The sequence below is a fragment of the Sinorhizobium fredii USDA 205 genome (assembly GCF_001461695.1).
In the GTDB taxonomy this organism is placed as follows: Bacteria; Pseudomonadota; Alphaproteobacteria; order Rhizobiales; family Rhizobiaceae; genus Sinorhizobium; species Sinorhizobium fredii.
Map to the genome: position 1 here is coordinate 13440 of NZ_AUTC01000140.1, position 24721 is coordinate 38160.

Here is a 24721-nt window from a genome sequence, read left to right on the forward strand (position 1 = left end):
TCAGCCCTCCAGGCGCTTTGCGGCTTCGTGAATGCCGGCACGGATTCGATGATAGGTGGCGCAACGACAGAGATTGCCGGACATGGCGGCGTCGATGTCCTCGTCGCTGGGCTTCGGGTTGTTTGCCAAGAGGTCTGTCGCCGACATGATCTGCCCCGACTGGCAGTAGCCGCATTGGGGCACGTCGAGATCGGCCCAGACGGCCTGCACAGCTTCCGCTACCTTGCCCTTCAGGCCCTCGATGGTGGTGACCTTTGCGCCTTCGATGTCGCCGATGAACGTCTGACAGGAGCGAACGGGCGAACCGTCGACATAGACGGTGCAGGCGCCGCATTGCGCCATGCCGCAGCCGAATTTCGTACCCGTCAGCCCTACAAGATCGCGGATCACCCAAAGAAGCGGCATATCCGCCTCGGCATCGACCGAATGCTCGACGCCGTTGATCGTCACAATTGCCATGGTGTTCTCCTCGCGTTGAGGCGCGGGACCAGGCAGATGCACCCCCACGCGCCGCAGCCATTCGCCAGGCTGCGGTCGCAACTTAGAAGACCGGCTTTCCGTCCGGTAGAGTCGATCCTGTCGGATTGTTGCCTATTCCTGTCGATCTGACGGGATTGTGATCATCGGTAGTCTGCCGCGCCGCTAGCCGACGGAATCGCCTTTGGCCGCATCGTTCGAGTTCAGGATCGTCTTGATGTCGCGCAGCGGCGGATGGCCGAAGGCGCGCCGATATTCGCGGCTGAACTGGGTCGGGCTCTCGTAGCCGACGCGCAGCGCCGCCGTCGCCGCGTCGAGCGATTGCGACAGCATCAGTTCCCGCGCGTGGTGCAGGCGCAGATGCTTCTGGAACTGCAGCGGGCTCATGGCGGTCATGGCGCGGAAATGATGGTGCAGCGTCGAGACCCCCATATTGGCGATCTCCGCCAGTTCCTCGACCCGCAGCGGCCGGGTGTAGTTCTCTTTCAGCCAGGCGATCGCCCTGGCGACGCGATTGCTGTTGGTGCCGGCAAGCGCGAAGCGTCTGAGCCGTGCGCCCTGCTCGCCGGTGAGCAGCCGGTAGAGGATCTCGTTGTGGATATGGTTTGCCAGAAACGGGATGTCGCCCGGCGCATTCGCCAGCGAAATCAGTCGCAGAAAGGCGTCGAACAGCAGAGGCGTTGCAGCGCCGACGGCGACGCCGACGAGATCGCGTTCGGGGGCGTCCGCGGGTTGCAGGTCGTTGTCGGCGATGATCCGCCGCAGCTTCTCGAGATCGAGCCGGAGCGACGCCGCCACATAGGGCTCGTCGAGGCTCGCCTCGCAGATCTGGCCGGTCGCCGGCAGCCCGAGGGCCGTCAGGAAGAAGCAGGACTCATCGTAGACGAGCGTCTGGTTGCCGACATGGACGCGCTTGCTCCCCTGGACGATCAGGGACAGGCTCGGTTCATAGACGGCGGAAAAAGGGCCGGCCGGCTCGACGACGCGATAGAGCGAAAGCCCGGGGATGCTGTGGCTGTAGCGCAGGCCGTCCCATGGCAGTTGCGCCAGCTCGTCGAGGATGCGCGCACGCAGCGGCGCGGTCTCCTCGCGCAGGCGCTGCCGCTCAATGATGGCTTCGCTCATGGACATAGCTCCCCACTCTTCCGTTCGACGTCAAATCATTTGTTTATCACATTCTTTTGAAACTTGCAGGATTAGGCAAGAAATTGCCGCGGCGTCGCCGAACGCCGGTCGGCGGACGCTGATATACTCATTGACTCATCATACCAGTTGGTCTATCGCTTCCGTCAACGACATGCGGGAGATACAGATGACTTCGATTGCCTTGTTGGGCGCCGGCGGCAAGATGGGCTGCCGGTTGGCCAAGAACCTCAAGGGCTCGCGCTTCGACGTGCGTCACGTCGAGGTGAGCGAGATCGGCAAAGCGAGACTGGCAAAGGAGCTCGGGCTCGAGGCGGTCTCTCTCGACACCGCGCTCGACGGTGCCGAGGTCGTGATCCTTGCGGTGCCGGACACGGCGATCGGCAAGGTGGCAACCGGCATTGTCGACAGGCTGAAGCCCGGCACGATGCTCATCGTCCTCGATGCGGCCGCACCCTTTGCCGGACACCTGCCGCAGCGCGGCGACCTCACCTATTTCGTCACCCATCCCTGCCACCCGCCGATCTTCAACGACGAGACCGAGCTTGCCGCGCGCAAGGACCACTTCGGCGGTATCGCCGCCAAGCAGCATATCGTCTCGGCGCTGATGCAGGGACCGGAGGCGGACTACGCCAAGGGCGAGGAGATCGCCAAGCTCATCTGGGCGCCGGTCATGCGCTCGCACCGGGTGACGGTCGAGCAGATGGCGCTGCTCGAGCCCGGTCTGTCGGAGACGGTCTGCGCCTCGCTGCTCGTCGTCATGCGCGAGGCGATGGACGAATGCGTCGCCCGCGGCGTGCCGAAGGAAGCGGCGCGCGACTTTCTGCTCGGCCACATGAACGTGCTCGGCGCGGTGATCTTCGAAGAGGTCGAGGGTGTCTTTTCGGATGCCTGCAACAAGGCGATCGAGTTCGGCAAGCCGATGCTGATGCGCGACGACTGGAAGCGCGTCTTCGAGCCGCAGGAAATCGCCGACAGCATCCGCCGCATCACCTGATCCACGAAAACCGGAGGGCATGGGGCAACTCCGGTCGTTTCTCAACCTGGGAGGAGAGAACAGATGAAACTGACACGCAGAATGACCGTGGCCGCCTTCGCGGCCTTCCTGGCGGCCGGCTCGGCTATTCCGGCCTACGCGGCCGATCTCATCGCGATCATCACGCCGTCGCACGACAACCCGTTCTTCAAGGCCGAGGCGGTCGGTGCTGAGGCGAAGGCCAAGGAACTCGGCTACGAGACGCTCGTGCTGGTGCATGACGACGACGCCAACAAGCAGTCGCAACTGATCGACACGGCGATCGGCCGCGGCGCCAAGGCGATCATCCTCGACAATGCCGGCTCGGAAGCCTCGATCGCCGCCGTGCAGAAGGCCAAGGACGCCGGCGTGCCGTCCTTCCTGATCGACCGGGAAATCAACGCCACCGGCGTTGCCGTGTCGCAGATCGTCTCCAACAACTACCAGGGTGCCCAGCTCGGCGCCGAGGAATTCGTCAAGCTGATGGGCGAAGCCGGCAACTATGTCGAACTGCTCGGCCGCGAGTCCGATCTCAATGCCGGCATCCGCTCGAAGGGCTATCACGACGTCATCGACGAATATCCCGAGCTGAAGATGGTGGCACAGCAATCGGCCAACTGGAGCCAGACCGAGGCCTACAGCAAGATGGAAACGATCCTGCAGGCCAATCCCGACATCAAGGGGGTCATCTCAGGCAACGACACGATGGCCATGGGCGCGATCGCCGCGCTGCAGGCCGCAGGCCGCAAGGACGTCATCGTCGTCGGCTTCGACGGTTCCAACGACGTGCGCGACTCGATCAAGTCCGGCGGCATCAAGGCGACGGTGCTGCAGCCTGCCTATGCGCAAGCTCAGATGGCCGTCCAGCAGGCGCATGACTTCATCACCACCGGCAAGAAGCCGGCGGAAGAAAAGCAGCTCATGGATTGCGTGCTGATCAACAGCGAAAACGCCGACCAGCTCGAGACCTTCGCGCTCACCAACTGATCGTCTCTTGGCGCGCGACGGCGACAGCCTCGCGCGCCAGCATTCCCTGTGGAGAAGGTTTCGATGCCAGGTATGAGGGGCGCGTCCGTCATTGTCCTCGTGGCGATGATGGCGCTTGCGGGCTGCAAGATCATCAAGACGCCGACGGCGGAGGAGGCGGCGCAATCCGCCACGGGCGGTTTCGATCCGGATCGCATGGTCGGCGAGATCTGGGACAGCAAGGTCGTGCCCTATCTCGACAAGAAGGCGGGGCCGTTCACCGAGGTCGCCGCGCTTGCGGCAAGCGATCCGGAAGCGGCCGGCGCCAAATACGGCCACAAGGAGAAGCAGGGCAGCGCGCCCTGGACCTTTGCCGCGCGCCTTTCCGGCACCATAGTCAAGGCCGAGACGAAGTCGCGCTCGGCCTATGTGGAGGTCGATGCCGATGGCGACGCCAAGGCGGATGCCCGCGTCCAGATCGGCCCGGCGATCCGCGGCACGGCGATCCGCGACAGCCTCGACTTCGCGAACTTCAACGAATTCAAGAACCAGATCGAGTGGGCCCAATACGGCAAGGCCTTCAATACCCATGTGAACGGCCTGGTGCTCGACAAGCTGTCGCGCGACCAGCTTGTCGGCAAGAAGCTCGATGCGGTTGGCGCCTATCCCGATCCCGCCAAGGGGCAGTTGCCGCTCTTCGTGCCGGTTGAGCTGACGGTGGGTGGATGACTATGCAGCCGGTTCAGGACGAAGATTGCGTGCTGCGTCTCGAGGACGTCACCAAGGTCTATTCCGGCATCGTCGCCGTGCGCCACGCCAACCTGGCGCTCAGGCGCGGGGCCGTGAACGTGCTCGTCGGCGAGAACGGCGCCGGCAAGTCGACGCTGATGCGGATCATCGCCGGCGTCGAGAAGCCCTCGCTCGGCCGCATCCTGCTCGACGGCAAGGAGGTCGAATTCCATTCGCCCGCCGACGCCCAGCGCCACGGCATCGGCATGGTCTTCCAGGAGCTCAATCTCTTCGGCAACCTCTCCGTCGCCGAGAACATCTTCGCGACCCGCGAAGTGACCCGCGGCCTGCGCGGCATCGACCATCGCGCCCAGATCGACAAGGCCAACCATTTCCTCGACAGGCTCGATGCCGGCATCGACGCCGAGACGCTCGTCGAGGACCTGCCGATCGGCCAGCAGCAGCTGGTGGAAATCGCCAAGGCGATCTCGCTCGATACCCGCATCCTCATTCTCGACGAACCGACTTCGGCACTGTCGGCGGCTGAGGTCGATGTGCTCTTCAAGGTCATTCGGGAACTGAAGGCGCAAGGGGTGGCGATCGTCTACATCTCCCACCGCCTCGAAGAGCTGATGCGGATCGGCGACTACATCACGGTGCTGCGCGACGGCCAGATCACCGGCCACGCCATGATCAGAGACATCGACACGAAATGGATCGTCCGCTCGATGATCGGTTCGGACGCCAAGGATTTCGCCAAGTCCGTCGATCATCGCCTTGGTAAAGAGGTTTTCCGCGCCGAGGACATCTGCCTGCCGCGGCGCATCGGCGGACTTGCCGTCGACCACATGGGGATCTCGGTGCGCGCCGGCGAAGTGCTCGGCATCTACGGGCTGATGGGGGCCGGGCGAAGCGAGTTCTTCGAATGCGTCATCGGCCAGCATCCCCATTCGACCGGGCGCGTCCATGTCGGCGGCGTCGACGTTTCCGCATGCGACACCTCCGACCGGATCCAGGAGGGCCTGGCGTTGATCCCGGAGGATCGCCAGCGCGAAGGGCTGGTGCAAGCGCTGTCGATCGCCAGCAACCTGACGCTGGCAAGCCTCGAACGCTTCCTTCGCTTGCGTTTTCATATCGTCGGCGAGAAGGAACGGGCGGCTATCAAGGCGGCCATTCGCGATCTCTCGATCAAGGCGCCGAACCCGGATTTCGAGGTGACGTCGATGTCGGGCGGCAACCAGCAGAAGGTCGTCATCGGCAAGGCGCTGATGACCAGGCCGAAGGTGCTCCTGATGGACGAGCCGAGCCGCGGCATCGACGTCGGCGCCAAGGCCGACGTCTTCCGCACCATGCGGCGGCTGGCGGGCGAGGGGCTGGCGATCCTTTTTTCCACCTCTGACCTCGAAGAGGTGATGGCGCTCTCTGACCGCATCGCCGTCATGAGCAATGGACGGCTGGTCACCGTCATCGACCGCACTGATGCGACGGAAGAGATGATCGTGAAGGCCTCGGCCGAAGGCCACAAAACGACAAGGGAACACGCCTGATGACCACGGCAACGACGACCAGCACCACGGCGGAAGCCTCGAACGGCTCTCTGCTGCTGACCTTGATGAAGCTCAGGACCTTCATCGCGCTCTTCGCGGTGATCGCCTTCTTCTCGGTCTTCGCGCCGAACTTCCTGTCGACCGCCAACCTCATCCTGATGTCGAAGCACGTGGCGCTCAACGCCTTCCTCGCCATGGGCATGACCTTCGTGATCATCACCGGCGGCATCGACCTCTCCGTCGGCTCGATCGTCGGGCTCTGCGGCATGGTGGCCGGCGGCCTGATTTTGAACGGCATCGACCTGCAGTTCGGCTACACGATCTATTTCAACGTCTTCGAGGTCTGCCTCATCACTCTGGCGGTCGGGATCGTGATCGGTGCGATCAACGGCTTGCTGATCACCAAGCTGAACGTGGCGCCGTTCATCGCGACGCTCGGCACTCTCTATGTCGCCCGCGGCTTCGCGCTGCTGTCGTCGGACGGCCAGACCTTCCCGAACCTCGTCGGCAAGCCGGAACTGTCGACGACCGGCTTCGCCTTCCTCGGCTCCGGCCGGCTTCTCGGCCTGCCGGTGTCGATCTGGATGCTGATCGTCGTGGCGCTTGCCGCCGCCTATGTCGCCAAGTGCACGCCGATCGGCCGTCATATCTTCGCGGTCGGCGGCAACGAGCGGGCGGCGCGGATGTCCGGCATCCGCGTCGATCGGGTGAAGATGTTCGTCTACATGTTCTCCGGCTTCTGCGCGGCGATCGTCGGTCTGGTCATCTCCTCGGAACTGATGGCCTCGCACCCGGCGACGGGCAATTCCTTTGAGCTGAACGCCATCGCCGCCGCAGTCCTCGGGGGCACGTCAATGTCCGGCGGTCGGGGTACGATCGGCGGCACCATCATCGGCGCCTTCGTCATCGGCATACTTTCCGACGGTCTCGTCATGATGGGGATCTCGTCCTTCTGGCAGATGGTCATCAAGGGCATCGTGATCATCGTTGCGGTCGTGGTGGACCAGGCACAGCGCCGGTTGCAGCAGCAGGTGACGCTGATGCAGCTTGCAAAGAAGGGTTAGCGAGGAATTCCTCTCCCCAACCCCTCCCCACAAGGGGAAGGGGCTTCGCGGCGGCGCCGTCTTGCCCAACCCCGGCGCTTTCGCGAGTGGCAGCGCTCCAGGTCACAGGAGGAGGTGCGACAGCAAAGCCCCTCTCCCTCGTGTGGAGGGATTGGGGAGGGGGCCTTGAGTTGCAAGAGTTGGGGGGTCTTTAAGTTGGCAGGGTTGGGGGAGGGCCCCTTGAGTTGGAAGGAAAAGACAGCATGGCAGTTCTGAAAGGCGCCCTGATCGGCTGTGGTTTCTTTGCGGTCAACCAGATGCATGGCTGGCGCGACGCCGAGGGGGCGCGCATCGTCGCCATCTGCGATCGCGATCCGGCAAGGCTCCGGGCGGTTGGCGACGCGTTCGGCATCACGCGCCGTTACACCTCGGCCGAGGACCTGTTTGCCGATGGCGGTTTTGATTTCGTCGATATCGCGACGACCGTCAAAAGCCATCGCTCGCTCGTGGAACTCGCCGCGCGCAATGGCATTCCGACGATCTGTCAAAAGCCGATCGCGCCGACGATGGAGGACGCCAAGGCGATGGTCGCCGCCTGTGCCGAGGTGGGCGTACCGCTGATGGTGCACGAGAATTTCCGCTGGCAGTCGCCGATCCGGACCGCAAAGGCGGTTATCGACAGCGGCGCGATCGGCGAAGTGTTCTGGGGTCGGGTAAGCTTCCGGTCGGCCTATGACGTCTATTCCGGCCAGCCTTATCTGGCGACGGGCAAGCGCTTCATCATCGAGGACCTCGGGATCCACGCGCTGGACATTGCGCGCTATCTCTTCGGCGACGCGACGTCGGTCACCGCTCGTACCCGTCGGGTCAATCCGAGGATCGTCGGCGAGGACGTCGCGACCATGATGCTCGACCATCGGCTCGGGATCACGTCGGTTGTCGATTGCAGCTATGCCACCCGATTGCCGGTCGAGGCCTTCCCCGAAACCTTGCTGGAAGTCGATGGCAGCAAGGGCACGCTTCGGCTCTTGCAGGGCTACCGCCTCCACGTTCACTCGCGCGACGGCACTGAGATGACCGATGTCGCGCCGCGCCTTCTCCCCTGGGCATCGCCGCCCTGGCACAACATCCAGGAGAGCGTCAGCCTCATCCAGCAGCACTGGGTCGACTGTCTGCGCACCGGCCGCGAGCCGGATACGTCGGGCAGGGACAATCTCAAGACCTTCGCCCTTGTCGAGGCCTCCTACCGCAGCGCCGCCAGGGGCAAGACCGTGCCGGTCGAGGACTTGCTGCTATGACGTCTTCGAATGCCTTTCTTCTCTTCGGCACCGAAGAGAGGCAGCCGGAATCGCGCCGCCTCGAAGCCGGTCGCCTCAGCGCCGAACTCGTCGGCGGCAATCTGCGGACGATCCGCTTTTTCGGTAGGGAAGTGTTGCGGACGATTTCCTTTCTGGTGCGCGACCGGGATTGGGGCACATGCGAGGCCGCAATCACCGAACTGACCGTCGAACAGGAAGAGGCGGCGACGATCGTCCGATATAATGCGCGGTTTCGGGCACCGGACGGGGCGGTCCTCGAGTGTCGGTCGACGGTCGAGGTGTTCCCCGACGCTGTCATCTTCGATTCGCGCTTCACGCCGGATCGCGATTTCGAAACGGCGCGTGCCGGCTTTGCGATCCTGCATCCTATCGTCGGCGTGGCAGGCCGGCCAGTCGCGGTCGAGCATGGCGACGGTTCGATCGAGCGATCGGTTTTCCCCGACCTGATCGAGCCCTGGCAGCCGTTCAAGGATATCGCCGCAATCACCCATGAGGTGATGCCGGGGGTCGCGGCCGAGTGCCGCATGGCGGGCGACGTCTTCGAGATGGAGGACCAGCGGAACTGGACCGACGGCTCCTACAAGACCTATGTGCGGCCGCTGGCACTGCCCTGGCCCTATGTGCTGAAGGCCGGCGAGACGGTTCATCAAGCGATCCGTCTGTCGATCCGGCAGGCCGGCGCGGCCATCCCGAAGGTCGACCAGGAGTCTGGCCCGATCGCGGTTTCACTGAAGCGAGATCAAGGAACACTGCCGGCAATCGGCATTGGCCTCAGGCCCGACGAGGTGAGCGATCAACTCCTTGATGCCGGCCTGATCCGCGCGCTCGGTGCTCGGCATCTGGTCTGCCACTTCGACCCGGATGCCGGCCATGGCGCAGAGGCGCTGCGGCACTTCCGACAAATGGCGGATAGTTCGGGCGCAGCGGTGACGCTCGAATGCTTCGTGCCTTGCCGGCGCCCGTTGGATGTCGAATTGGGCGAGGTCGCCCGGATGGTGCGCGACAGCGGGCTGAAGCTCGCAAGTCTAGCCGTGTCCCCATCGGTCGATCGCCAATCGACGCCACCCGGCAGCGTCTGGCCGGAATGCCCGCCACTCGAAGATGTCTATGCCGCCGCACAAAGGGATTTCCCGGGCGTGCCGCTCGGCGGCGGGATGTTCAGCTATTTCACCGAGCTCAACCGCAAGCGCGTGCCGGCCGATCGGCTCTCCTATGTGACGCATTGCACCAATCCGATCGTCCACGCCGCCGACGACCTGAGCGTCATGCAGACCTTCGAGGCGCTGCGCGATGTCGCCCGCTCCGTCCGGGCGATCTATGGCGACAGGCCCTATCGCATCGGTCCCTCGACCATCGCCATGCGCCAGAACCCCTATGGTAGCCAGACCAAGGACAATCCGTCGGGCAAGCGTATCGCCATGGCAAACCGCGATCCGCGGCACAATGCGCTCTTCGGTGCCGCGTGGACGCTCGCCTATGCGGCGACCGTGGCGGACGCGGATCTCGAGGTGCTGACGCTTTCGACACTTGCCGGCCCATTCGGCCTGGTGGCCGGACCCGGCGAGCCCGTCAAGGAGGGCCATCCGAGGCCATTGTTCCACGTCTTGCGCTGGCTTGCCGAGCTGTCGGGCGGCCGGCGCATCGCCGTCGAGACAGCCGCGCCCGATCGGGTTGTCGGGCTCGGCGCGGCCCTTGGAGAAACCTCAACGTTGCTGTTTGCCAACCTCACGCCCGATCTGCAGACGGTGAGGCTTGCCGAGCCGGCTATGCGAAGGCTCACGCTTCTCGACGAGAACTGGTTGCGGGAAGGGGCAAGGGAGCCCGAGGTCAGGGCGCAGGAAGGGGAAAGCATCGTGCTCCCCGTCTATGCGGTCGCCCGCATCGAATTCTGAGATGGCCGGCAGGCCAGAGGGGGTGAACAAGCGCACGACCTACTCGCCCTAGCTCTCCGCCCTTCCCCTAGGCGCATAAAGCGCTCGCGAGCGCTCAAGATGCTTGATCATCGCCTGCTCGGCCTCATCAGGCTTGCCCCGGCGGATGCAGTCGATGATTTCCGCATGCTCGGAGAGCGTCACGTTTTCCTTGCCGGTCCAGATCAGCATTTCGGTGTGATATTCCTTCAGCCAGCCGAGCATCGCTTCGCTCACGGCACTGAAGATCGGGTTGCCGGAAATCTGCGCGATGCGGCTGTGAAAGGCCATGTCGGCGGCGATGAAGGCGTCGGAATCGCCGAGCGCGGCGCGCTGCCGCTTCAAGGTCTCCTCGAGCGCAGCGACATCGGCGGCGGTGGCGCGGCTTGCGGCCTCGCGCACCATGCCGCGCTCGAAGAAGATGCGGGCGTTTTTCAGGTGTTCGAGCGAATCCGATGAGGCCGAAAGCATGATCTTGGCGGCGACGTCCATCTGTCTCAAAAGCGATTGCGCCGTCGGCTGCAGCACCTTGGCGCGCTCGCCGTGCGAAATCTCGATCAGACCCATATTGGCAAGCGTCTGCATCGCTTCGCGAATGGCCGGGCGGCCGACCTGAAAACGCTCCATCAGCATCCGTTCCGACGGCATCTCGTCGCCGGGCTGCAATTCGCCGGTCTCGATCAGCGCCTTCAGCCGGGCGAAGACCTCGTCGGAAAGCTTCCTACGAACGATCGGTTCGGATTGAATCGCCATGTGAACTCCACCGCTATTGTCGCTTGTCCCTCTATATGCACGTTTTCCGTGGCGAGGAAATCTCACCCCTGTCGGCCGACTCACGCGATTTCTCTTGCGTAACTCAGATACTCATTATACCAGTCAAGGCGAATGAGGCCACTTATTTCACGAGAGCGAAGTGCCGTGATCCGCATCACCTATCGCATCGAGACCCCCGGCGACGTCGAGGCCCTGGCGGCCAGGATCGCCAGCGACCAGTCGACCGGAACCTTCGTGCCGGTGCCGGGCGAAACCGATGAGCTGAAGGCCCGCGTTGCGGCCCGGGTTGTCGCCATCAGGCATCTGGAGCCGACCGACCGCCCCTGCTGGCCGGAGGAGGCGGGCGAGGCGAAGCGCTTCAACCGGGGCGAGGCGGATATCGACTTCCCGCTCGATGCGCTCGGCACGGACCTCTCGGCGCTGATGACCGTCGCGATCGGCGGGGTCTATTCGATCAAGGGGATGACCGGCGTCCGCATCGTCGACATGCAATTGCCGCCGGAATTCGCCGCCGCCCATCCCGGGCCGCAGTTCGGCGTTGCGGGGAGCCGCCGGCTGACCGGCGTCCAAGGTCGCCCGATCATCGGCACCATCGTCAAGCCCGCTTTGGGCTTGAGGCCGGAGGAGACAGCTGAACTGGTGGGTGAACTGCTCTCCTCCGGCGTCGATTTCATCAAGGACGACGAGAAGCTGATGAGCCCGGCCTATTCGCCGCTGAAGGCGCGGATTGCCGCGATCATGCCGAGGATTCTCGACCACGAGCAGAAGACCGGCAAGAAGGTGATGTACGCCTTCGGCATCTCCCACACCGACCCGGACGAGATGATGCGCAACCACGATCTCGTCGTTCAGGCGGGCGGCAATGCCGGGGTCATAAACATCAATTCGATCGGCATGGGGGGCGTTGCCTTCCTGCGCAAGCGCTCCGGGATCGTGCTTCATGCGCATCGGAACGGCTGGGATATCCTCACCCGCCACGGCGGCCTCGGAATGGAATTCTCCGTCTGGCAGCAGTTCTGGCGCCTGATCGGCGTGGACCAGTTCCAGATCAACGGCATCCGCGTCAAATATTGGGAGCCGGACGAGAGCTTCGTGAAATCCTTCAAGGCGGTCAGCACGCCGCTCTTTTCCGAACGCGACCGTCCGTTGCCGGTCGTCGGCTCCGGACAGTGGGGCGGGCAGGCACCCGAGACCTATGCCCGGACCGGCGGCTCGACCGATCTTCTCTACCTGTGCGGCGGCGGCATTGTCAGCCACCCGGGCGGCGCCGGCGCCGGCGTCAGGGCAGTTCGCCAGGCCTGGGAGGCGGCGGTCGCCGGCATCCCGCTTGCCGACTATGCCAAGGATCATCCGGAACTCGCCCAGTCGCTCGCAAAATTCGCCGACGGCAAGGGCGCCTGACCCACTCCAGTTGAGCTACGGAGCGCATGCACACACCATTGCTGAGCTACTACGGCGACGACCTGACCGGCTCCACCGACGTCATGGAGGCGCTCTCCTCGCACGGAGTCGAGACTGCGCTGTTCCTCAAGATCCCGCAGCCTGAGCTGCTCGAGCGTTTCGCCCATTGCCGTGCCTTCGGCCTTGCCGGCACGAGCCGCAGCCAGACGCCCGGCTGGATGATGGAACATCTCCCCTCCGTCTTCGTCTGGCTGAAGTCGCTGGGGGCCGAGATCGCCCATTACAAGGTCTGCTCGACCTTCGATTCCAGTCCGGCGGTCGGCAATATCGGCAAGGCGATCGAGATTGGCCGCGAGGTGTTCGGCAAGGCGCCGGTGCCGCTTGTGCTCGGTGCTCCCCAAATCCGCCGCTACACGAGCTTCGGCAATCTCTTCGCCGCCTTTCGGGGCGAGACCTACCGCATCGACCGCCATCCGGTGATGAGCCGCCATCCGGTGACGCCGATGGATGAGGCAGACATCCGCCAGCACCTGTCCCGTCAGACATCGCTGAAGACGGGGCTGGTCGATATCGCCCAGCTCGCCTCGGCGGATGCAAACGCGGCCACGGATTTCGTCTTCGCCGAAGGAAACGACATCGTCCTTCTCGACGTCGCGGGCGTCGAAAGCCAGGCGGCCGTCGGGCAGCAGCTCTGGCGCAAGCGTAGTTCCGGCGGCCAGTTCGCCTGCGGTTCCTCCGGCCTGGAATATGCGCTCGTCCGCGAGTGGCGCCGGCTCGGGCTGCTCGACGCAGCGCCCGCCTTCACGGCGCCGGGCCCGGTCGACCGGATCGCCGTCGTCTCCGGTAGCGTCTCGCCAACGACGGAACGGCAAATCCGCCACGCCCTCCAGAACGGCTTTGTGGGGATCGGCGTCGACCCGGTCGCCCTTGCTGCGCCCGACAGCGGGGCCGCGCTCGAGGATGTTGTTGCGCGCGGCCTTGCGGTTCTTGAGGAGGGGCGGAGCGTCCTTCTCTACACGGCGCTCGGCCCCTCGAGCGACCGCGGCAATGCGATCGGCCTGGAGGACGGGTCGCGCCACCGGATCGGCGAGCGGCTCGGCTTGCTTCTGAAGGCGTTGGTGGAGAGGGCCGGCCTTCGTCGTGCCGTGATCGCCGGCGGCGATACGTCGAGCCACGCCTTGAGCGAGCTTTCGGTGGACGCCCTGACATTGCGCCTGCCGCTGCCGCAATCGCCGGGATCGCCGCTCTGCACCGCCCATGGCGCCGACCCGTCGATCGACGGCATTGAGGTGGCACTGAAGGGCGGTCAGGTCGGCCTGGACGACTATTTCTCGATGATCCGCGACGGCCGGCCGGCCGCGTAACGGGGTTGTTCCGAAGGACAGGTCCTCAATCGCCTTCGTCGGGAATATTGAGGAGGTGGCCGCAGGCCTTGCAATGGACGGCATCGAGGTCGTGCCGCTGCAGCCCGCATTGCGGGCAGGGGAAGTTCACCTTGTGGGGACGAACCACCGCCTGGGCGAGCCTGACGAAGAGCGAGATGCCGATGATCATCGTCACGACGGAGGTGAGCTTGCCCAATGTGCCGGGCAGCGTGATGTCGCCAAAACCGGTCGTGGTGACCGTCGCCACGGTAAAGTAAAGGGCGTCGACGAACCCTTCGCCGCCTTCCTGCGCATAGAAGAAGGTGGTGTAGACGAAGCCCGTCATCATGAACAGGAAGACGAGGAAGTTCAGGCAGGCGCGCACCACGTCCTGAAGATGCGCCCCGCCAATCCGCCGCAAGCCTGCGCGAAAGAGCGGGCTTCGCCCGATCGCCCAGATCCGCATGGCTCTCAGGAAGGCGAAATTGAACAACAGGTCCGGAAACAAAAGCGTAGCGAGGATGATCACGTCGACCCATGTCATAGGTCTTTTGAGGAAGGCCTGGGGCGAAGGAGCCGCGACAGCGCGTGCGATCAGCTCGGCGCCGATCCAGGCGGCGATCGTGTAGTCGATGATCAGATAGGACGGGCCAGCCCGGAGATAGGGACCCAATATGAAAAAGGCGAGGATGCTGAGATCGATGAAAGCGAGCAGCGCCTGCCAGCGCAGTGCCCAGGAATCGCGGCCGCGTTCGAGGCGCTGCAGGGCAATCCGCAGCGATCGGAGAGTAGCGGGGGCGGATCGCCTGCGGTCGGTCGTGTCCATGCGCTGGAGATAGGCTCAGGAAGTTCGCGGTCAAGCGGTTGCGGCCGCCGCGTCTCGCCCACAACGGGCGACAATCTCAAGACTCCCCCGCGGCGGTGCGCCCGGCATAGTCAGCCCGGTTGATCCCGTGGCGCTGCAGCTTGTCGTAGAAGGTCTTGCGGGGAATGCCGAGCGCCGTCAGGGTTTCCTTGACGTCGCCGCGATGGGCGGTCAGCGCCTCTTTCAGGATATCGGCCTCGTAGCGCTCCAGCCGCTCCGGCAGGGTGCCGCTGTTCGTCGCCGCTGCCGGGGCGGCGGATTTGGCGGGGTTTGCCTCTACTCCGAGCGCCACCCGCTCGGCAAAGTGCGAGAGTTCGCGCACATTGCCGGGCCAAGGGTGCGACATCAGATAGTCGCGGGTGGCCGCGGAGATCTCCGGCACCTCCCGCCCGAAGCGTTCCGAGGCGCGTTTCAGGAAATGCGAGAAGAGCAGCGGGACATCCTCGCGGCGCTCGCGGAGCGGCGGGATCGACAGGGTGACGACGTTCAGCCGGTAATAGAGGTCCTCGCGGAAATCGCCGCGCTCGGCCGGGTCGCCGAGGTCGATCTTGGCGGCCGCCACGACGCGGATGTCGACCGGACGGATGGTATTGGTGCCGAGCGGCGTGATCTCGCGCGCCTCGAGCACCCGCAGCATCTTGACCTGCGTTGCCGGCGGCATCGCCTCGATCTCGTCGAGGAAGAGCGTGCCGCCGCTCGCATGCTCGATCCGGCCGATCCGCTTCTTGACAGCACCTGTGAAGGCGCCGGCCTCGTGGCCGAAGAGCTCGCTCTCGATCACCGTTTCGGGCAGTGCGCCGCAATTGAGCGCTACGAAATTGCCGTTTCTTCGCCGGCTCCATTGGTGCAGAAGCGTTGCGACCACCTCCTTGCCGCTGCCGGTCTCGCCGGCGACCAGCACGTCGACGTCCGTGTCGGCGATGTGCCTGAGCGTCTGCCGCAGCCGCTCCATCACCGGCGTCTGGCCGATCAGCGGCAGGCTTTCGGAGGCGGCCTCGGCCGCCTGGCGCAGCGCGCGGTTCTCCATCACCAGGCGGCGCTTCTCTTGGGCACGCCGGGCGCTCTGGACGAGCCGGTCGGCGGCAAAAGGCTTGGCGATGAAGTCGTAGACGCCGTCCTGGATGGCCTGGACGGCCATCGGTATGTCGCCATGCCCGGTGACGAGGATGACGGGAAGGTCCGCGTCCAGTTCAGCGATCTTGCGGAACAGGGCAAGCCCATCCATGCCCGGCATGCGGATATCGCTGATGACGACACCCTCGAAGCCGGCACTGAGTTCCGCCAGCGCCTCGGTCGCGCCCGCGAAGGGCGAGACCGTGAAGCCGGCAAGTTCCAGGGTCTGCTGCATCGCCTTGCGCAGGTCGCGGTCGTCATCGACCAGGAATACGGATGGGGCGCCGCTCATTGCGCGTCAGCCTTCTTCAGATGCACGGTGAATGTCGTTCCGGACGGGCCGCTCTCGACCTCGATCGTGCCGCCGTAGTCGGAGATGATTTCCTTCGAGATGGCCAATCCGAGACCGAGGCCCTCTTCCTTCGAGGTGTTGAAGGGTGTGAACAGCTCGTCGCGGATGGCGGCCGGAATGCCCGGTCCGTTGTCGGTGACGGTGAGCGTGATGCCGCCCGCCATCTCCTCGCAGCGCACCCGGATCGCGGCGTCGTCGCGATCGCCGATCGCTTCCAGCGCGTTCTGCAACAGGTTGATCAGCACCTGTTCCAGCCGGATGCGATTGCCGATGGCCTCGAGGCCGTCCGCCGGCAGTTCGATGTGGATCGCGTCCATGCGGCCGGCAAAGCGGCTGCGCAGCAGCAGAAGCGCTCCCTCGACGACATCCTTCATCGGTGTCGGCCCCGTGGCGAAGTGGCCCTTGCGGGCAAAGCGGCGCAGCTCGTCGGTGATGGCGCCGACCCGCTCGGTGAGTTCGGCGATGCTTGTCATGTTCTCGACGGCCGTGGCGCTCTGGCCGCGGTCGAGAAAGACGCGGGCGTTATCTGCATAGGCGCGGATCGTTGCGACCGGCTGGTTGATCTCATGGGCGACGCCGGCGGCGACCTGGCCAAGGATCGCCAGCCGGTTCGCCTGGACGAGATCCTGCTGGACGGACTGCAACTTCTCGGCGGTCTGCCGGTGATCGGCGATCTCGGTTTCGAGGCGGTCGCGGGCCATGCTGAGGTCACGCGTCCGCTCCTCGACCTTCTCTTCCAGTTCGTTGCGCGCCAGCCGCTCCCTCGCCGATCGGATTACGATCGCCTGCCGCCGCCGCAACAGAAACGCGCCAAATGCCAAGAGGGGCACCAGCGCGGCAAGCATGATGAGCCGCATCTCGCGCGCCCCGGCAGCCAGCGTCGCCTTGAGCGGCGACAGTTGCTCGAGCCGCCAATTCGTCGACGGCACCAGCGTCTCGACGCGCAGAAAGGGCTCGGTCCCTTTGCCCGGCAGCAGCGCCTCCAGCGTGGAGGAACCATCCGGCTGGGCCTCGATTCGATGGAAAGGCAGCGGCAGCAGCGGCGCATCGCCGAACTGCAGGCTCTCGCGAATGTCGGCCAGACGGTCGTCTTGGATCGGCTTCGTCGTCATGAAGCGCCAGGAAGGCAGGCTGGTGATCAGCACGATACCGCGGCGGTCGGTGACATAGGTCGGCTTGTCCGTGACCCGCCAGTCGGCCTCCACGCCGTCGAATTCGAGCTTGGCGACGACTACGCCGAGCGGGCCGCCCGGCCCGTCGATGCGGTGCGAGATGTAGAGGCCGGGCCGCCGGCTCACCGTTCCCATGGCGAAATGCTCGCCCTTGCCGTCGCGCATCGCCAGGCGGAAATAGTCGCGGAAGGCGTAGTCGTTGCCGACGAAGCTCGTCGGCTCCCGCCAGTTGCTGGCGGCGACGGCAACGCCGTCGCGACCGATCAGATAGACGACGGCCGCTTCGGCACTTGCTGCAAGACTTTCGAGCTTGCGATTGATCGGCTCCAGCGACTGAGGGCTCGGCGAGACCAGCGCTTGGCGAATGGCGGTATCGTCGGAAAGGACCAGCGGTAGGGCCCGCTGCCGTTCGACAACCGCCCTTAACAGCGAGGCCTTCAAGCTGGCGTCGAGGCGGCTTTGCTCGGCGAGGTCGACCAGAGCCTGCGATCGGCCATAGGCCCCGGCAAGCAAGAAACCGGCGACCAGCAGCGCGAGCGCCACGGCGCCGAAAACGAGCCATGATCGCCGCGCCCGGCGGCGCAGCGTGCCCAGATCCTCCGTGCCTGAAGCGTATTTGGTCATGGCGGCATTGTGCATGTTTTCGCCCAGAGTGCCAGCCGAGTTGTGCGGATTTCCGCACATACTGATAAGGCAGCGTTAGGGGCGATCACTCAAAATCTAATATTTTCAATGGCGTGCAACGTCGTCGGCAAACTGGCACGTCCGTTGCAGACAAAATCCACAAGGCGGCCGCGGCTGTCGATCTTCGGAAAAGTGGCCCGGGAGGCCCGGCGCGTTGCCGGACTGGGCGCACCCTAAGTGGAGGATATCACATGATCATCGAGCATTCCGCGGAGCCCCGCGGCAAGACACCCTTTTACCGCCATCTCTATGTCCAGGTCCTGGCGGCAATCGCCGCGGGCATTCTGCTCGGGCATTTCTATCCCGAGCTCGGCACTGAGCTGAAGCCGCTCGGCGACGCCTTCATCAAGCTCGTCAAGATGATCATCGCACCGGTGATCTTCCTGACGGTCGCGACCGGCATTGCCGGCATGACCGATCTCGCCAAGGTCGGCCGCGTCGCCGGCAAGGCGATGCTCTACTTCCTGACCTTCTCCACTCTTGCGCTCGTCGTCGGCCTCATCGTCGCCAATGTCGTGCAGCCGGGTGCCGGCATGCATATCGATCCGGCCTCGCTCGATGCGAAGGCGGTCGCCTCCTATGCGGCGAAGGCGCATGAGCAGTCGATCACCGGCTTCCTGATGAACATCATTCCGACGACGCTTGTCGGCGCCTTTGCCGAAGGCGACATCCTGCAGGTGCTGTTCATCTCGGTGCTGTTCGGCATCTCGCTCGCCATCGTCGGCAAGAAGGCCGAGCCGGTCGTCGATTTCCTGCAGGCGCTGACGCTGCCGATCTTCCGGCTGGTGGCGATCCTGATGAAGGCCGCCCCGATCGGCGCCTTCGGCGCCATGGCCTTCACCATCGGCAAATACGGCGTCGCCTCGATCGCCAACCTCGCCATGCTGATCGGCACCTTCTATCTCACCTCGTTCCTGTTCGTCTTCGTGGTGCTCGGCGCCGTGGCGCGCTATAACGGCTTCTCGATCGTGGCGCTCATCCGCTACATCAAGGAAGAGCTTCTGCTGGTCCTCGGCACCTCGTCCTCGGAAGCGGCGCTCCCGGGCCTCATGAACAAGATGGAGAAGGCCGGCTGCAAGCGCTCGGTCGTCGGCCTCGTCATTCCGACAGGCTATTCCTTCAACCTCGACGGCACCAACATCTACATGACGCTGGCGGCGCTCTTCATCGCCCAGGCGACCGACACGCCGCTCTCCTATGGCGATCAGATCCTGCTCCTGCTCGTCGCCATGCTGAGCTCGAAGGGCGCGGCCGGCATCACCGGCGCCGGCTTCATCACGCTCGCCGCGACGCTCTCCGTCGTTCCCTCCGTGCCGGTTGCCGGCATGGCGCTGATCCTCGGCATCGACCGCTTCATGTCGGAGTGCCGGGCACTCACCAACTTCGTCGGCAACGCGGTTGCGACGCTGGTCGTGGCAAAATGGGAAGGCGAATTGGACCAGGCGCGCTCTCGGTCGCGCTTGCCGGCGATCCGCCTATCGAGACCATTCCGGCAATCGCGGTTCAGCCCGCCGAATAAGTTGCCTCCCAGGGCAACGCACGATGAGTGCGATCTGGCGCGGCCTGGTTTTCCAGGTCGCGCTTTTTTGCAGCAGAAGCTTAACCTTAGGCAACGCAGGCGGGATGGATGCCGGCGCCTCACCCCCCTCTGGCCTGCCGGCCATCTCCCCCACAAGGGGGGAGAACGGATGTCGCACGCCCGGTGCCCGCTAGAAGGCTCTGCATTGCCAGGGTTTTTGATTGGGGCGGTTAGCTCGCCGCGGGTCGATCTCCCCCCTTGTGGGGGAGATGGCCGGCAGGCCAGAGGGGGGTAAGCCGACCCCTGAGCGTACTTCTTGAGAGGTCCCTGCGGCCCACGCCCGACCCGATTAAATCCCGTGCAGCACCTGCGTCGCCTTGACCGCCGCCGAGGCGCGGTTCTCGACGCCGAGCTTCACATAGATCTGTTCCAGATGCTTGGTGACGGTGCGGGCACTCAAGCCCAAGATCTCGCCGATGTCGCGGTTGGATTTCCCCTTGGCGATCCATAAGAGCACCTCTGACTCGCGCTGGGTGAGGTGGAAGTGCTGGCGCAGCATCTCGTCGTCGCTGATCCCGTTCTCGGCGGTCAGGCGGAAGAGATACTCGTTGGCGCCGATGGCGCCGAGATAGGAAATCTGCAGGCCCGTCTGGCCGGCCTGATGGAGCGTCAAACTGCCTTGCTTGTCGCCGCCTTGGCGTTCCTGCATCCACGCGGCGATGCGGGCGGCCACCACCGCTAGGCCGTCGTCGCTGCCGGTGGCGGCGTTGACAAGCCGGGTCGCCTGCGGCGTCGACCAGCGCACCGTGCCGTCGCCGCGCACAGCAAGCAGGTGCCGGCCGGCGGCATCGAGCGCGACGCGGGCGCTCTGCGCCGAGCGCGCATTCGAAAGGTGGACGCGGATGCGGGCGCGGAGCTCGTCGATGTTGATCGGCTTGGTGAGGTAGTCGACGCCACCGGCTTCAAGGGCGCGCACCACATGTTCAGTCTCGGTGAGCCCAGTCATGAAGACCACCGGCACCTGGGCGACCGAGGCATTCGCCTTCAGCCGGGCGCAGGTGTCGAACCCATCCATGCCGGGCATCACCGCATCGAGCAGGATGAGGTCGGGCGTGATGCGATCGGCGATGTTGAGCGCCGCATTGCCGGAGGTAGCGATCAGCACGGAAAAGCCGGACTGCTCCAGCGCCTCGGTCAGGAAGCCGAGCGCCTCCGGAGAATCGTCGACGAGAAGCACGATGTCGCGCGGGTTGGCGGCCTCAGGCACGGGCGTTCGTCTCCTCGGGAAGCAGCCGCTTCAGGAAGGCGTCGTAGCCTGAGAGGTCGAAGGCCTGGACGTAGGCGCGGACTGCCTCGGCAAAGGGCTGGTGCTCGGGGTTCAGGGCAATCTCCGTCAATTTCGCCTCGATACCCCTCACGTAGCCGATTTCGCCGAGCTGGATCAATTCCTTGACGTGATGGTCGCCGGGGCTCGCCACGGTTCCGGTCTTGCCACTGGGAGACGACTCCTTGACGTCGCCCGCGTGGATCCATTCGAGCCCGAGATGGATCGCCAGCTTGTCGGTGAGCTGGCGCACGCCGAAAGGCTTGGCGAGCGTGTCGTTGTGGCCGATCACGCGGGCCGCCGAGCCGTCGCCGATATTGGCCGACAGCATGATCACCGGCGCGGTCTGGCCGGCCTCCCGGAGCTTCGTCACCAGTTCCCAGCCATTCATGCCGGGCATGGAAATGTCGATCAGGAAGAGGTCCGGCCGCGTCGCTTCGAGGAGGGCCAGGCAGTCGGCGCCGTTCGCCGCCGTCAGCACGGTGAAGTCGAGCGGCGCGAGCACCTCGCGCATCAGGTCGCGGTGGTCGGCATTGTCGTCGACCACGAGGATGGTGCGGTGCGCTCCTTCATAGGACCTGATCTTGCGCACCGGGTCCTTGAGGGCCGCCGGCCGGTCGACGGCGGAAAGCATCAGCCGCACCTTGAAGGCAGTGCCCTTGTCCTTCTCGCTGATGACCGAGATTTCGCCGCCGAGCGTCTGGGTCAGCAGGCGCGTAATCGTCAGCCCCAGACCGAGACCCGGCATGCGGTGCTCCGCGGAGCCGCGCTGGAACGGGTCGAAGATCTTCGGCAGGTCCTTGTCGCTGATGCCGCGGCCGCTGTCCTCGATGGTGAAGGTCGCCACCTGGCTGCGATAGGCGATGTCGAAGCGGATGTGGCCCTGATCGGTGAACTTCAGCGCGTTTGACAGCAGGTTGACGAGGATCTGCCGGAGCCGCTTTTCGTCGGTCTTCACATATTGCGGCAGCGTTGGGCCGCGATTGTGCTCGAAGCCGATGCCTTTGGCCTGCGCCTGCGGGCGGAACATGTCGACGATCTGGTCGAGGAAATCGTGGATGTTGATCTCGTTCGAATAGACCTGCAGCTTGCCGGCCTCGATCTTCGAGATGTCGAGCAGGCCGTCGATCAGTCCCGAAAGGTGATCGGCGCTGCGTTTGATCACCTTGATCGCGCCCTGCCGCGACGATGGGATCGTCTCGTCGCGTTCGAGGATCTGTGCATAGCCGAGCACGGCGTTGAGCGGCGTGCGCAATTCATGGCTCAAGCCGACCACGTAGCGGCTCTTCGCCCGGTTGGCGGATTCGGCCGCTTCCTTGGCGTTCTGCAGCGCCGCGTCGGTCTTCTTGTGGGCGGCGATCTCTTTGAGGAGCAGCGTGTTCTGGCGGGAGGACTCTTCCTCCGCCACCACGCGGCTGTCATGGGCAAGCACATAGAACCAGGAGACGACCCCGGCCAGGATGGCGAAGACGAAGAAGACGACGGCGACCGTCCGCTCGACGACGGCGGCGGTCTCGGGCGAGGCGGCGGTCGTCTGGTGGGCGATCATCGCCAGGATGATGCCGATGCCGGTGATCGAGATCACCGCCGAAATCGCATAGCGCCCCAGCCTTGTGGCGAGCTTTGCGACGACAGTCTCCGGAAAGACCGTCTTGGCGACGGTGGCGATCTGCGTGTTCAGCCGCGCCTTCGGCTTGCACATGTCGTGGCAGCGGCTGTCGAGCGAGCAGCAGAGCGAACAGATCGGCGCCGCATAGGCCGGGCACCAGGCCATGTCCTCCGGTTCGAACGGATGCTCGCAGATCGAGCAGGTAATTTCGCTCTCGCGCAGCCAGCTCTTGCGCGGCTTGCGGGCGAGGTAGAATTTTCCCTTCGTCCACCAGGCGATCAGCGGCGAGACGACGAAGGCGGTGACCAGCGCGATATAGGGGGCGAGCGAGGCGGCGATCTCGCCCATGGCGCCGAAATGCGCGGCGAGCGCCAGCAGCGCCGAGACGGCCATGGTGCCGAGGCCGACGGGATTGATGTCGTAGAGATGGGCGCGCTTGAACTCGATACCGGGGGGTGACAAGTCCATTGGCTTGTTGACGAAGAGGTCGGCGGAGATCGTGCAGAGCCAGGCCATGGCGATGATCGAGAAGATGCCGAGCGTCTCCTCGAGCAGGCGGTAGATGCCGAGCTCCATCAGGAGCAGCGCGATCGCCACGTTGAAGACCAGCCAGATGACGCGGCCCGGGTGACTATGGGTGAGCCGCGAGAAGAAGTTCGACCAGGCAAGCGACCCGGCATAGGCATTCATCACGTTGATCTTCAGCTGCGAGACGACGACGAAGGCGACCATCAAGAGGAGTGCCGCCGTCTCCGACGGGAGGATGTAGCCGAAGGCAGTGTAGTACATCTGCGCCGGATCGGCGGCCCTGGTCGATGGCACGCCGGCACTCAGCGCCAGCACCACCAGAAAGGAACCGGCCAAGAGCTTCGGCGCGCCGACGATCACCCAGCCGGAGCCGGCAAGAAACACGGCGATGCGGTGATGCAGCTTCCTCTGGCCGTCCGGCGGCAGGAAGCGCAGGAAGTCGACCTGTTCGCCGATCTGCGCCATCAGCGCGAAAATGACGGCGGAAGCCGCACCGAATTCGACGAGATCGAAGGGCGCGACGGTGCCGGCCGGTCCGGAGGCGTGGTGAATGCCGGCATAGGCGAGCCACAGGCCCACCTTCTCCCAGTCGGCAAGCGCAATGAAGGCAAACGGCAGGATGTTGAGCACGATCCAGAAGGGCTGGGTGACGAGTTGGAACTTGCTGATCAGCCTGACGCCGTGGGTGACCAGGGGGATGACCATGACGGCGCTGACGATGTAGCCGATCCAGAGCGGGATGCCGAGGGCGAGCTCCAGCGCCCCGGACATGATCGACGCTTCGATGGCGAAGAGGATGAAGGTGAAGCTCGCATAGATCAGCGAGGTGATCGTCGAGCCGATATAGCCGAAGCTCGCGCCGCGCGTCAGAAGGTCGATGTCGACGCCGTGGCGGATCGCATAGCGGCTGATCGGCAGCCCGACCAGCAGGATCATCACGCTGGCGACGAGGATCGCGACGATCGCATTGGTGGTGCCGTAGGACATGGTGATGGCGCCGCCGATTGCCTCCAGCGCCAGGAAAGAGATGGCGCCGATCGCCGTCTGCGAGATGCGCTCGGAGGAAAACCGCCGCGCGCTCTTGGCGGTGAAGCGCAGCGCATAGTCTTCCAGCGTCTGGTTGGCGACCCAGCGATTATATTCTCGTCGAACGGGAATGATGCGCTGGCGTGCCGCCATGGTCCCTCGTCGTCTGTGCCTTGCCCCCCGGCAATCCCGGCCTTGCCTTCGTAACACAGACGCGCGGCGCGCGAAATTGCTGCATTGCGAAATCATCTGGACAGTGATCGAAGTCAGAGATTTCCATGCCGATCACCGGCAGCACGCGCTCGTCTCCAGCGCAGGCCCGCAGCAGCCAGCCGCTTTGCTTCTCTCCTCGGCAAGCCAGCGATCACGCGGCTTGCAGCTCGCGGGCCTCGGCGCGAGTTCCACATGCACGGCGTTGCCGCGCAGGCTCGGCAGCGATGCGCAATAGAGCTGCATCGGACGCACGCCGTCGCTGACTTCGAAGGTGAGCTTTGCCGATTGCGCAAGGTGCAAGTGATCCGAAACCTTGCGGATGATCGCCGAGAACTTGCCGGCCGGCATGTGCGCCCTGCTTTCGCCCTCGACATCCCAAAGCTGCACGAAAATCTCGGTCCATGCCTCCTCATTGGCACCGCAATCGAGCGCTGCGAACTGCCCGGCCTTGACCTCGGTCACATGGTAGCCGGCTTTGACCGGCCGCCCGTCATAGTGAAACACGAGGGGAAGCTCGCTAGCCCCAGCCAGGGTTTCAAGCAGAAGCCCGAGCGAGATGTCGTCATTCCGGATTTTGGTGTTGTCGAGCGCGTCCATCTGCGTTATTCCTCGTTTCAATTATTCAAGG

Annotated in this window: 18 protein-coding genes and 1 pseudogene; 10 read left to right on the top strand and 9 right to left on the bottom strand. The window is 64.6% G+C overall.

Annotation, left to right across the window (positions count from 1 at the left end):
* Together N181_RS16520 and N181_RS16525 are read right to left on the bottom strand one after the other, a co-directional pair.
* Positions 1-459 (bottom strand): (2Fe-2S)-binding protein, encoded by a 459-nt coding sequence (locus N181_RS16520; RefSeq protein WP_037398951.1) that lies wholly within the window; start codon positions 457-459, stop codon positions 1-3.
* A gap of 183 nt (positions 460-642) precedes the next feature.
* Entirely contained in the window at positions 643-1608 is a 966-nt protein-coding gene (locus N181_RS16525) for an AraC family transcriptional regulator (protein ID WP_080579293.1), read from the bottom strand.
* A 181-nt stretch (positions 1609-1789) separates the two neighbouring features.
* Here N181_RS16525 and N181_RS16530 point away from each other — a divergent pair, with 181 nt between their 5' ends.
* From N181_RS16530 to apnL, 7 genes are all read left to right on the top strand, one after another.
* Positions 1790-2617 carry a phosphogluconate dehydrogenase C-terminal domain-containing protein gene (locus tag N181_RS16530; RefSeq protein ID WP_037398949.1) on the top strand — a complete coding sequence of 276 codons (828 nt, stop codon included), beginning with the start codon at positions 1790-1792 and terminating at the stop codon, positions 2615-2617.
* 63 nt (positions 2618-2680) lie between these two features.
* Positions 2681-3622 (top strand): D-ribose ABC transporter substrate-binding protein, encoded by a 942-nt coding sequence (locus N181_RS16535; protein ID WP_037398946.1) that lies wholly within the window; start codon positions 2681-2683, stop codon positions 3620-3622.
* 63 nt (positions 3623-3685) lie between these two features.
* Entirely contained in the window at positions 3686-4330 is a 645-nt protein-coding gene (locus tag N181_RS16540; RefSeq protein WP_037436106.1) for a DUF2291 family protein, read from the top strand.
* A gap of 2 nt (positions 4331-4332) precedes the next feature.
* Positions 4333-5877 (top strand): sugar ABC transporter ATP-binding protein, encoded by a 1545-nt coding sequence (locus N181_RS16545; RefSeq protein WP_162129907.1) that lies wholly within the window; start codon positions 4333-4335, stop codon positions 5875-5877.
* The gene (locus tag N181_RS16550) at positions 5877-6941 is read left to right on the top strand and encodes an ABC transporter permease (RefSeq protein WP_037436111.1); all 1065 of its coding nucleotides are present in this window, start codon (positions 5877-5879) and stop codon (positions 6939-6941) included. The genes N181_RS16545 and N181_RS16550 overlap by 1 nt, the downstream gene beginning before the upstream one ends.
* 242 nt (positions 6942-7183) lie before the next feature.
* Positions 7184-8218, top strand: a complete 1035-nt coding sequence (locus tag N181_RS16555) for a Gfo/Idh/MocA family protein (protein ID WP_037434908.1) — start codon at positions 7184-7186, stop codon at positions 8216-8218.
* Entirely contained in the window at positions 8215-10131 is a 1917-nt protein-coding gene (gene apnL, locus N181_RS16560) for a D-apionate lactonase (RefSeq protein WP_037434910.1), read from the top strand. The genes N181_RS16555 and apnL overlap by 4 nt, the downstream gene beginning before the upstream one ends.
* Before the next feature lie 48 nt (positions 10132-10179).
* On the opposite strand, the gene N181_RS16565 is transcribed toward apnL, so the two are convergent.
* Complete coding sequence (locus tag N181_RS16565) at positions 10180-10902, bottom strand: transcriptional regulator NanR (RefSeq protein ID WP_037434912.1); 723 nt, start codon at positions 10900-10902, stop codon at positions 10180-10182.
* Positions 10903-11067: 165 nt separating this feature from the next.
* On the opposite strand from N181_RS16565, the gene oiaX reads away from it, so the two are divergent.
* The gene (gene oiaX / locus N181_RS16570) at positions 11068-12324 is read left to right on the top strand and encodes a 3-oxo-isoapionate-4-phosphate decarboxylase OiaX (RefSeq protein ID WP_037434914.1); all 1257 of its coding nucleotides are present in this window, start codon (positions 11068-11070) and stop codon (positions 12322-12324) included.
* A gap of 26 nt (positions 12325-12350) precedes the next feature.
* The gene (locus tag N181_RS16575; protein ID WP_037434916.1) at positions 12351-13688 is read left to right on the top strand and encodes a four-carbon acid sugar kinase family protein; all 1338 of its coding nucleotides are present in this window, start codon (positions 12351-12353) and stop codon (positions 13686-13688) included.
* A gap of 25 nt (positions 13689-13713) precedes the next feature.
* On the opposite strand, the gene N181_RS16580 is transcribed toward N181_RS16575, so the two are convergent.
* From N181_RS16580 to N181_RS16590, 3 genes are all read right to left on the bottom strand, one after another.
* Positions 13714-14514: a potassium channel family protein gene (locus tag N181_RS16580; RefSeq protein WP_037434917.1), complete on the bottom strand. Its 801-nt coding sequence runs from the start codon at positions 14512-14514 to the stop codon at positions 13714-13716.
* A gap of 76 nt (positions 14515-14590) precedes the next feature.
* Positions 14591-15958: a sigma-54-dependent transcriptional regulator gene (locus tag N181_RS16585; RefSeq protein WP_037434919.1), complete on the bottom strand. Its 1368-nt coding sequence runs from the start codon at positions 15956-15958 to the stop codon at positions 14591-14593.
* Positions 15955-17829 (bottom strand): sensor histidine kinase, encoded by a 1875-nt coding sequence (locus tag N181_RS16590; RefSeq protein WP_037434921.1) that lies wholly within the window; start codon positions 17827-17829, stop codon positions 15955-15957. The genes N181_RS16585 and N181_RS16590 overlap by 4 nt, the downstream gene beginning before the upstream one ends.
* 236 nt (positions 17830-18065) lie before the next feature.
* On the opposite strand from N181_RS16590, the pseudogene N181_RS16595 reads away from it, so the two are divergent.
* Positions 18066-19393 (top strand): annotated as a pseudogene (locus N181_RS16595) (dicarboxylate/amino acid:cation symporter).
* A 349-nt stretch (positions 19394-19742) separates the two neighbouring features.
* On the opposite strand, the gene N181_RS16600 reads toward N181_RS16595, so the two are convergent.
* The 3 genes from N181_RS16600 to N181_RS16610 all read right to left on the bottom strand — a co-directional run bounded on the left by N181_RS16600 (position 19743) and on the right by N181_RS16610 (position 24690).
* Positions 19743-20660, bottom strand: a complete 918-nt coding sequence (locus N181_RS16600; protein WP_037434927.1) for a response regulator transcription factor — start codon at positions 20658-20660, stop codon at positions 19743-19745.
* Positions 20653-24033, bottom strand: a complete 3381-nt coding sequence (locus N181_RS16605; RefSeq protein WP_037434929.1) for a hybrid sensor histidine kinase/response regulator — start codon at positions 24031-24033, stop codon at positions 20653-20655. Before N181_RS16605 ends, N181_RS16600 begins: the two co-directional genes overlap by 8 nt.
* 132 nt (positions 24034-24165) lie before the next feature.
* The gene (locus tag N181_RS16610; protein WP_037434930.1) at positions 24166-24690 is read right to left on the bottom strand and encodes a DUF6428 family protein; all 525 of its coding nucleotides are present in this window, start codon (positions 24688-24690) and stop codon (positions 24166-24168) included.
* Positions 24691-24721: the final 31 nt, after the last annotated feature.

Excerpts from the sequence above, each read along its gene's own strand:
- N181_RS16520 (WP_037398951.1), bottom strand. The coding sequence starts at position 459 with ATGGCAATTGTGACGATCAACGGCGTCGAGCATTCGGTCGATGCCGAG.
- N181_RS16580 (WP_037434917.1), bottom strand. The coding sequence starts at position 14,514 with ATGGACACGACCGACCGCAGGCGATCCGCCCCCGCTACTCTCCGATCG.
- N181_RS16535 (WP_037398946.1), top strand. The coding sequence starts at position 2,681 with ATGAAACTGACACGCAGAATGACCGTGGCCGCCTTCGCGGCCTTCCTG.
- N181_RS16590 (WP_037434921.1), bottom strand. The coding sequence starts at position 17,829 with ATGCACAATGCCGCCATGACCAAATACGCTTCAGGCACGGAGGATCTG.
- N181_RS16585 (WP_037434919.1), bottom strand. The coding sequence starts at position 15,958 with ATGAGCGGCGCCCCATCCGTATTCCTGGTCGATGACGACCGCGACCTG.
- N181_RS16530 (WP_037398949.1), top strand. The coding sequence starts at position 1,790 with ATGACTTCGATTGCCTTGTTGGGCGCCGGCGGCAAGATGGGCTGCCGG.
- N181_RS16525 (WP_080579293.1), bottom strand. The coding sequence starts at position 1,608 with ATGTCCATGAGCGAAGCCATCATTGAGCGGCAGCGCCTGCGCGAGGAG.
- N181_RS16540 (WP_037436106.1), top strand. The coding sequence starts at position 3,686 with ATGCCAGGTATGAGGGGCGCGTCCGTCATTGTCCTCGTGGCGATGATG.
- N181_RS16605 (WP_037434929.1), bottom strand. The coding sequence starts at position 24,033 with ATGGCGGCACGCCAGCGCATCATTCCCGTTCGACGAGAATATAATCGC.
- N181_RS16550 (WP_037436111.1), top strand. The coding sequence starts at position 5,877 with ATGACCACGGCAACGACGACCAGCACCACGGCGGAAGCCTCGAACGGC.
- N181_RS16565 (WP_037434912.1), bottom strand. The coding sequence starts at position 10,902 with ATGGCGATTCAATCCGAACCGATCGTTCGTAGGAAGCTTTCCGACGAG.
- N181_RS16575 (WP_037434916.1), top strand. The coding sequence starts at position 12,351 with ATGCACACACCATTGCTGAGCTACTACGGCGACGACCTGACCGGCTCC.
- apnL (WP_037434910.1), top strand. The coding sequence starts at position 8,215 with ATGACGTCTTCGAATGCCTTTCTTCTCTTCGGCACCGAAGAGAGGCAG.
- N181_RS16555 (WP_037434908.1), top strand. The coding sequence starts at position 7,184 with ATGGCAGTTCTGAAAGGCGCCCTGATCGGCTGTGGTTTCTTTGCGGTC.
- N181_RS16545 (WP_162129907.1), top strand. The coding sequence starts at position 4,333 with ATGCAGCCGGTTCAGGACGAAGATTGCGTGCTGCGTCTCGAGGACGTC.
- N181_RS16610 (WP_037434930.1), bottom strand. The coding sequence starts at position 24,690 with ATGGACGCGCTCGACAACACCAAAATCCGGAATGACGACATCTCGCTC.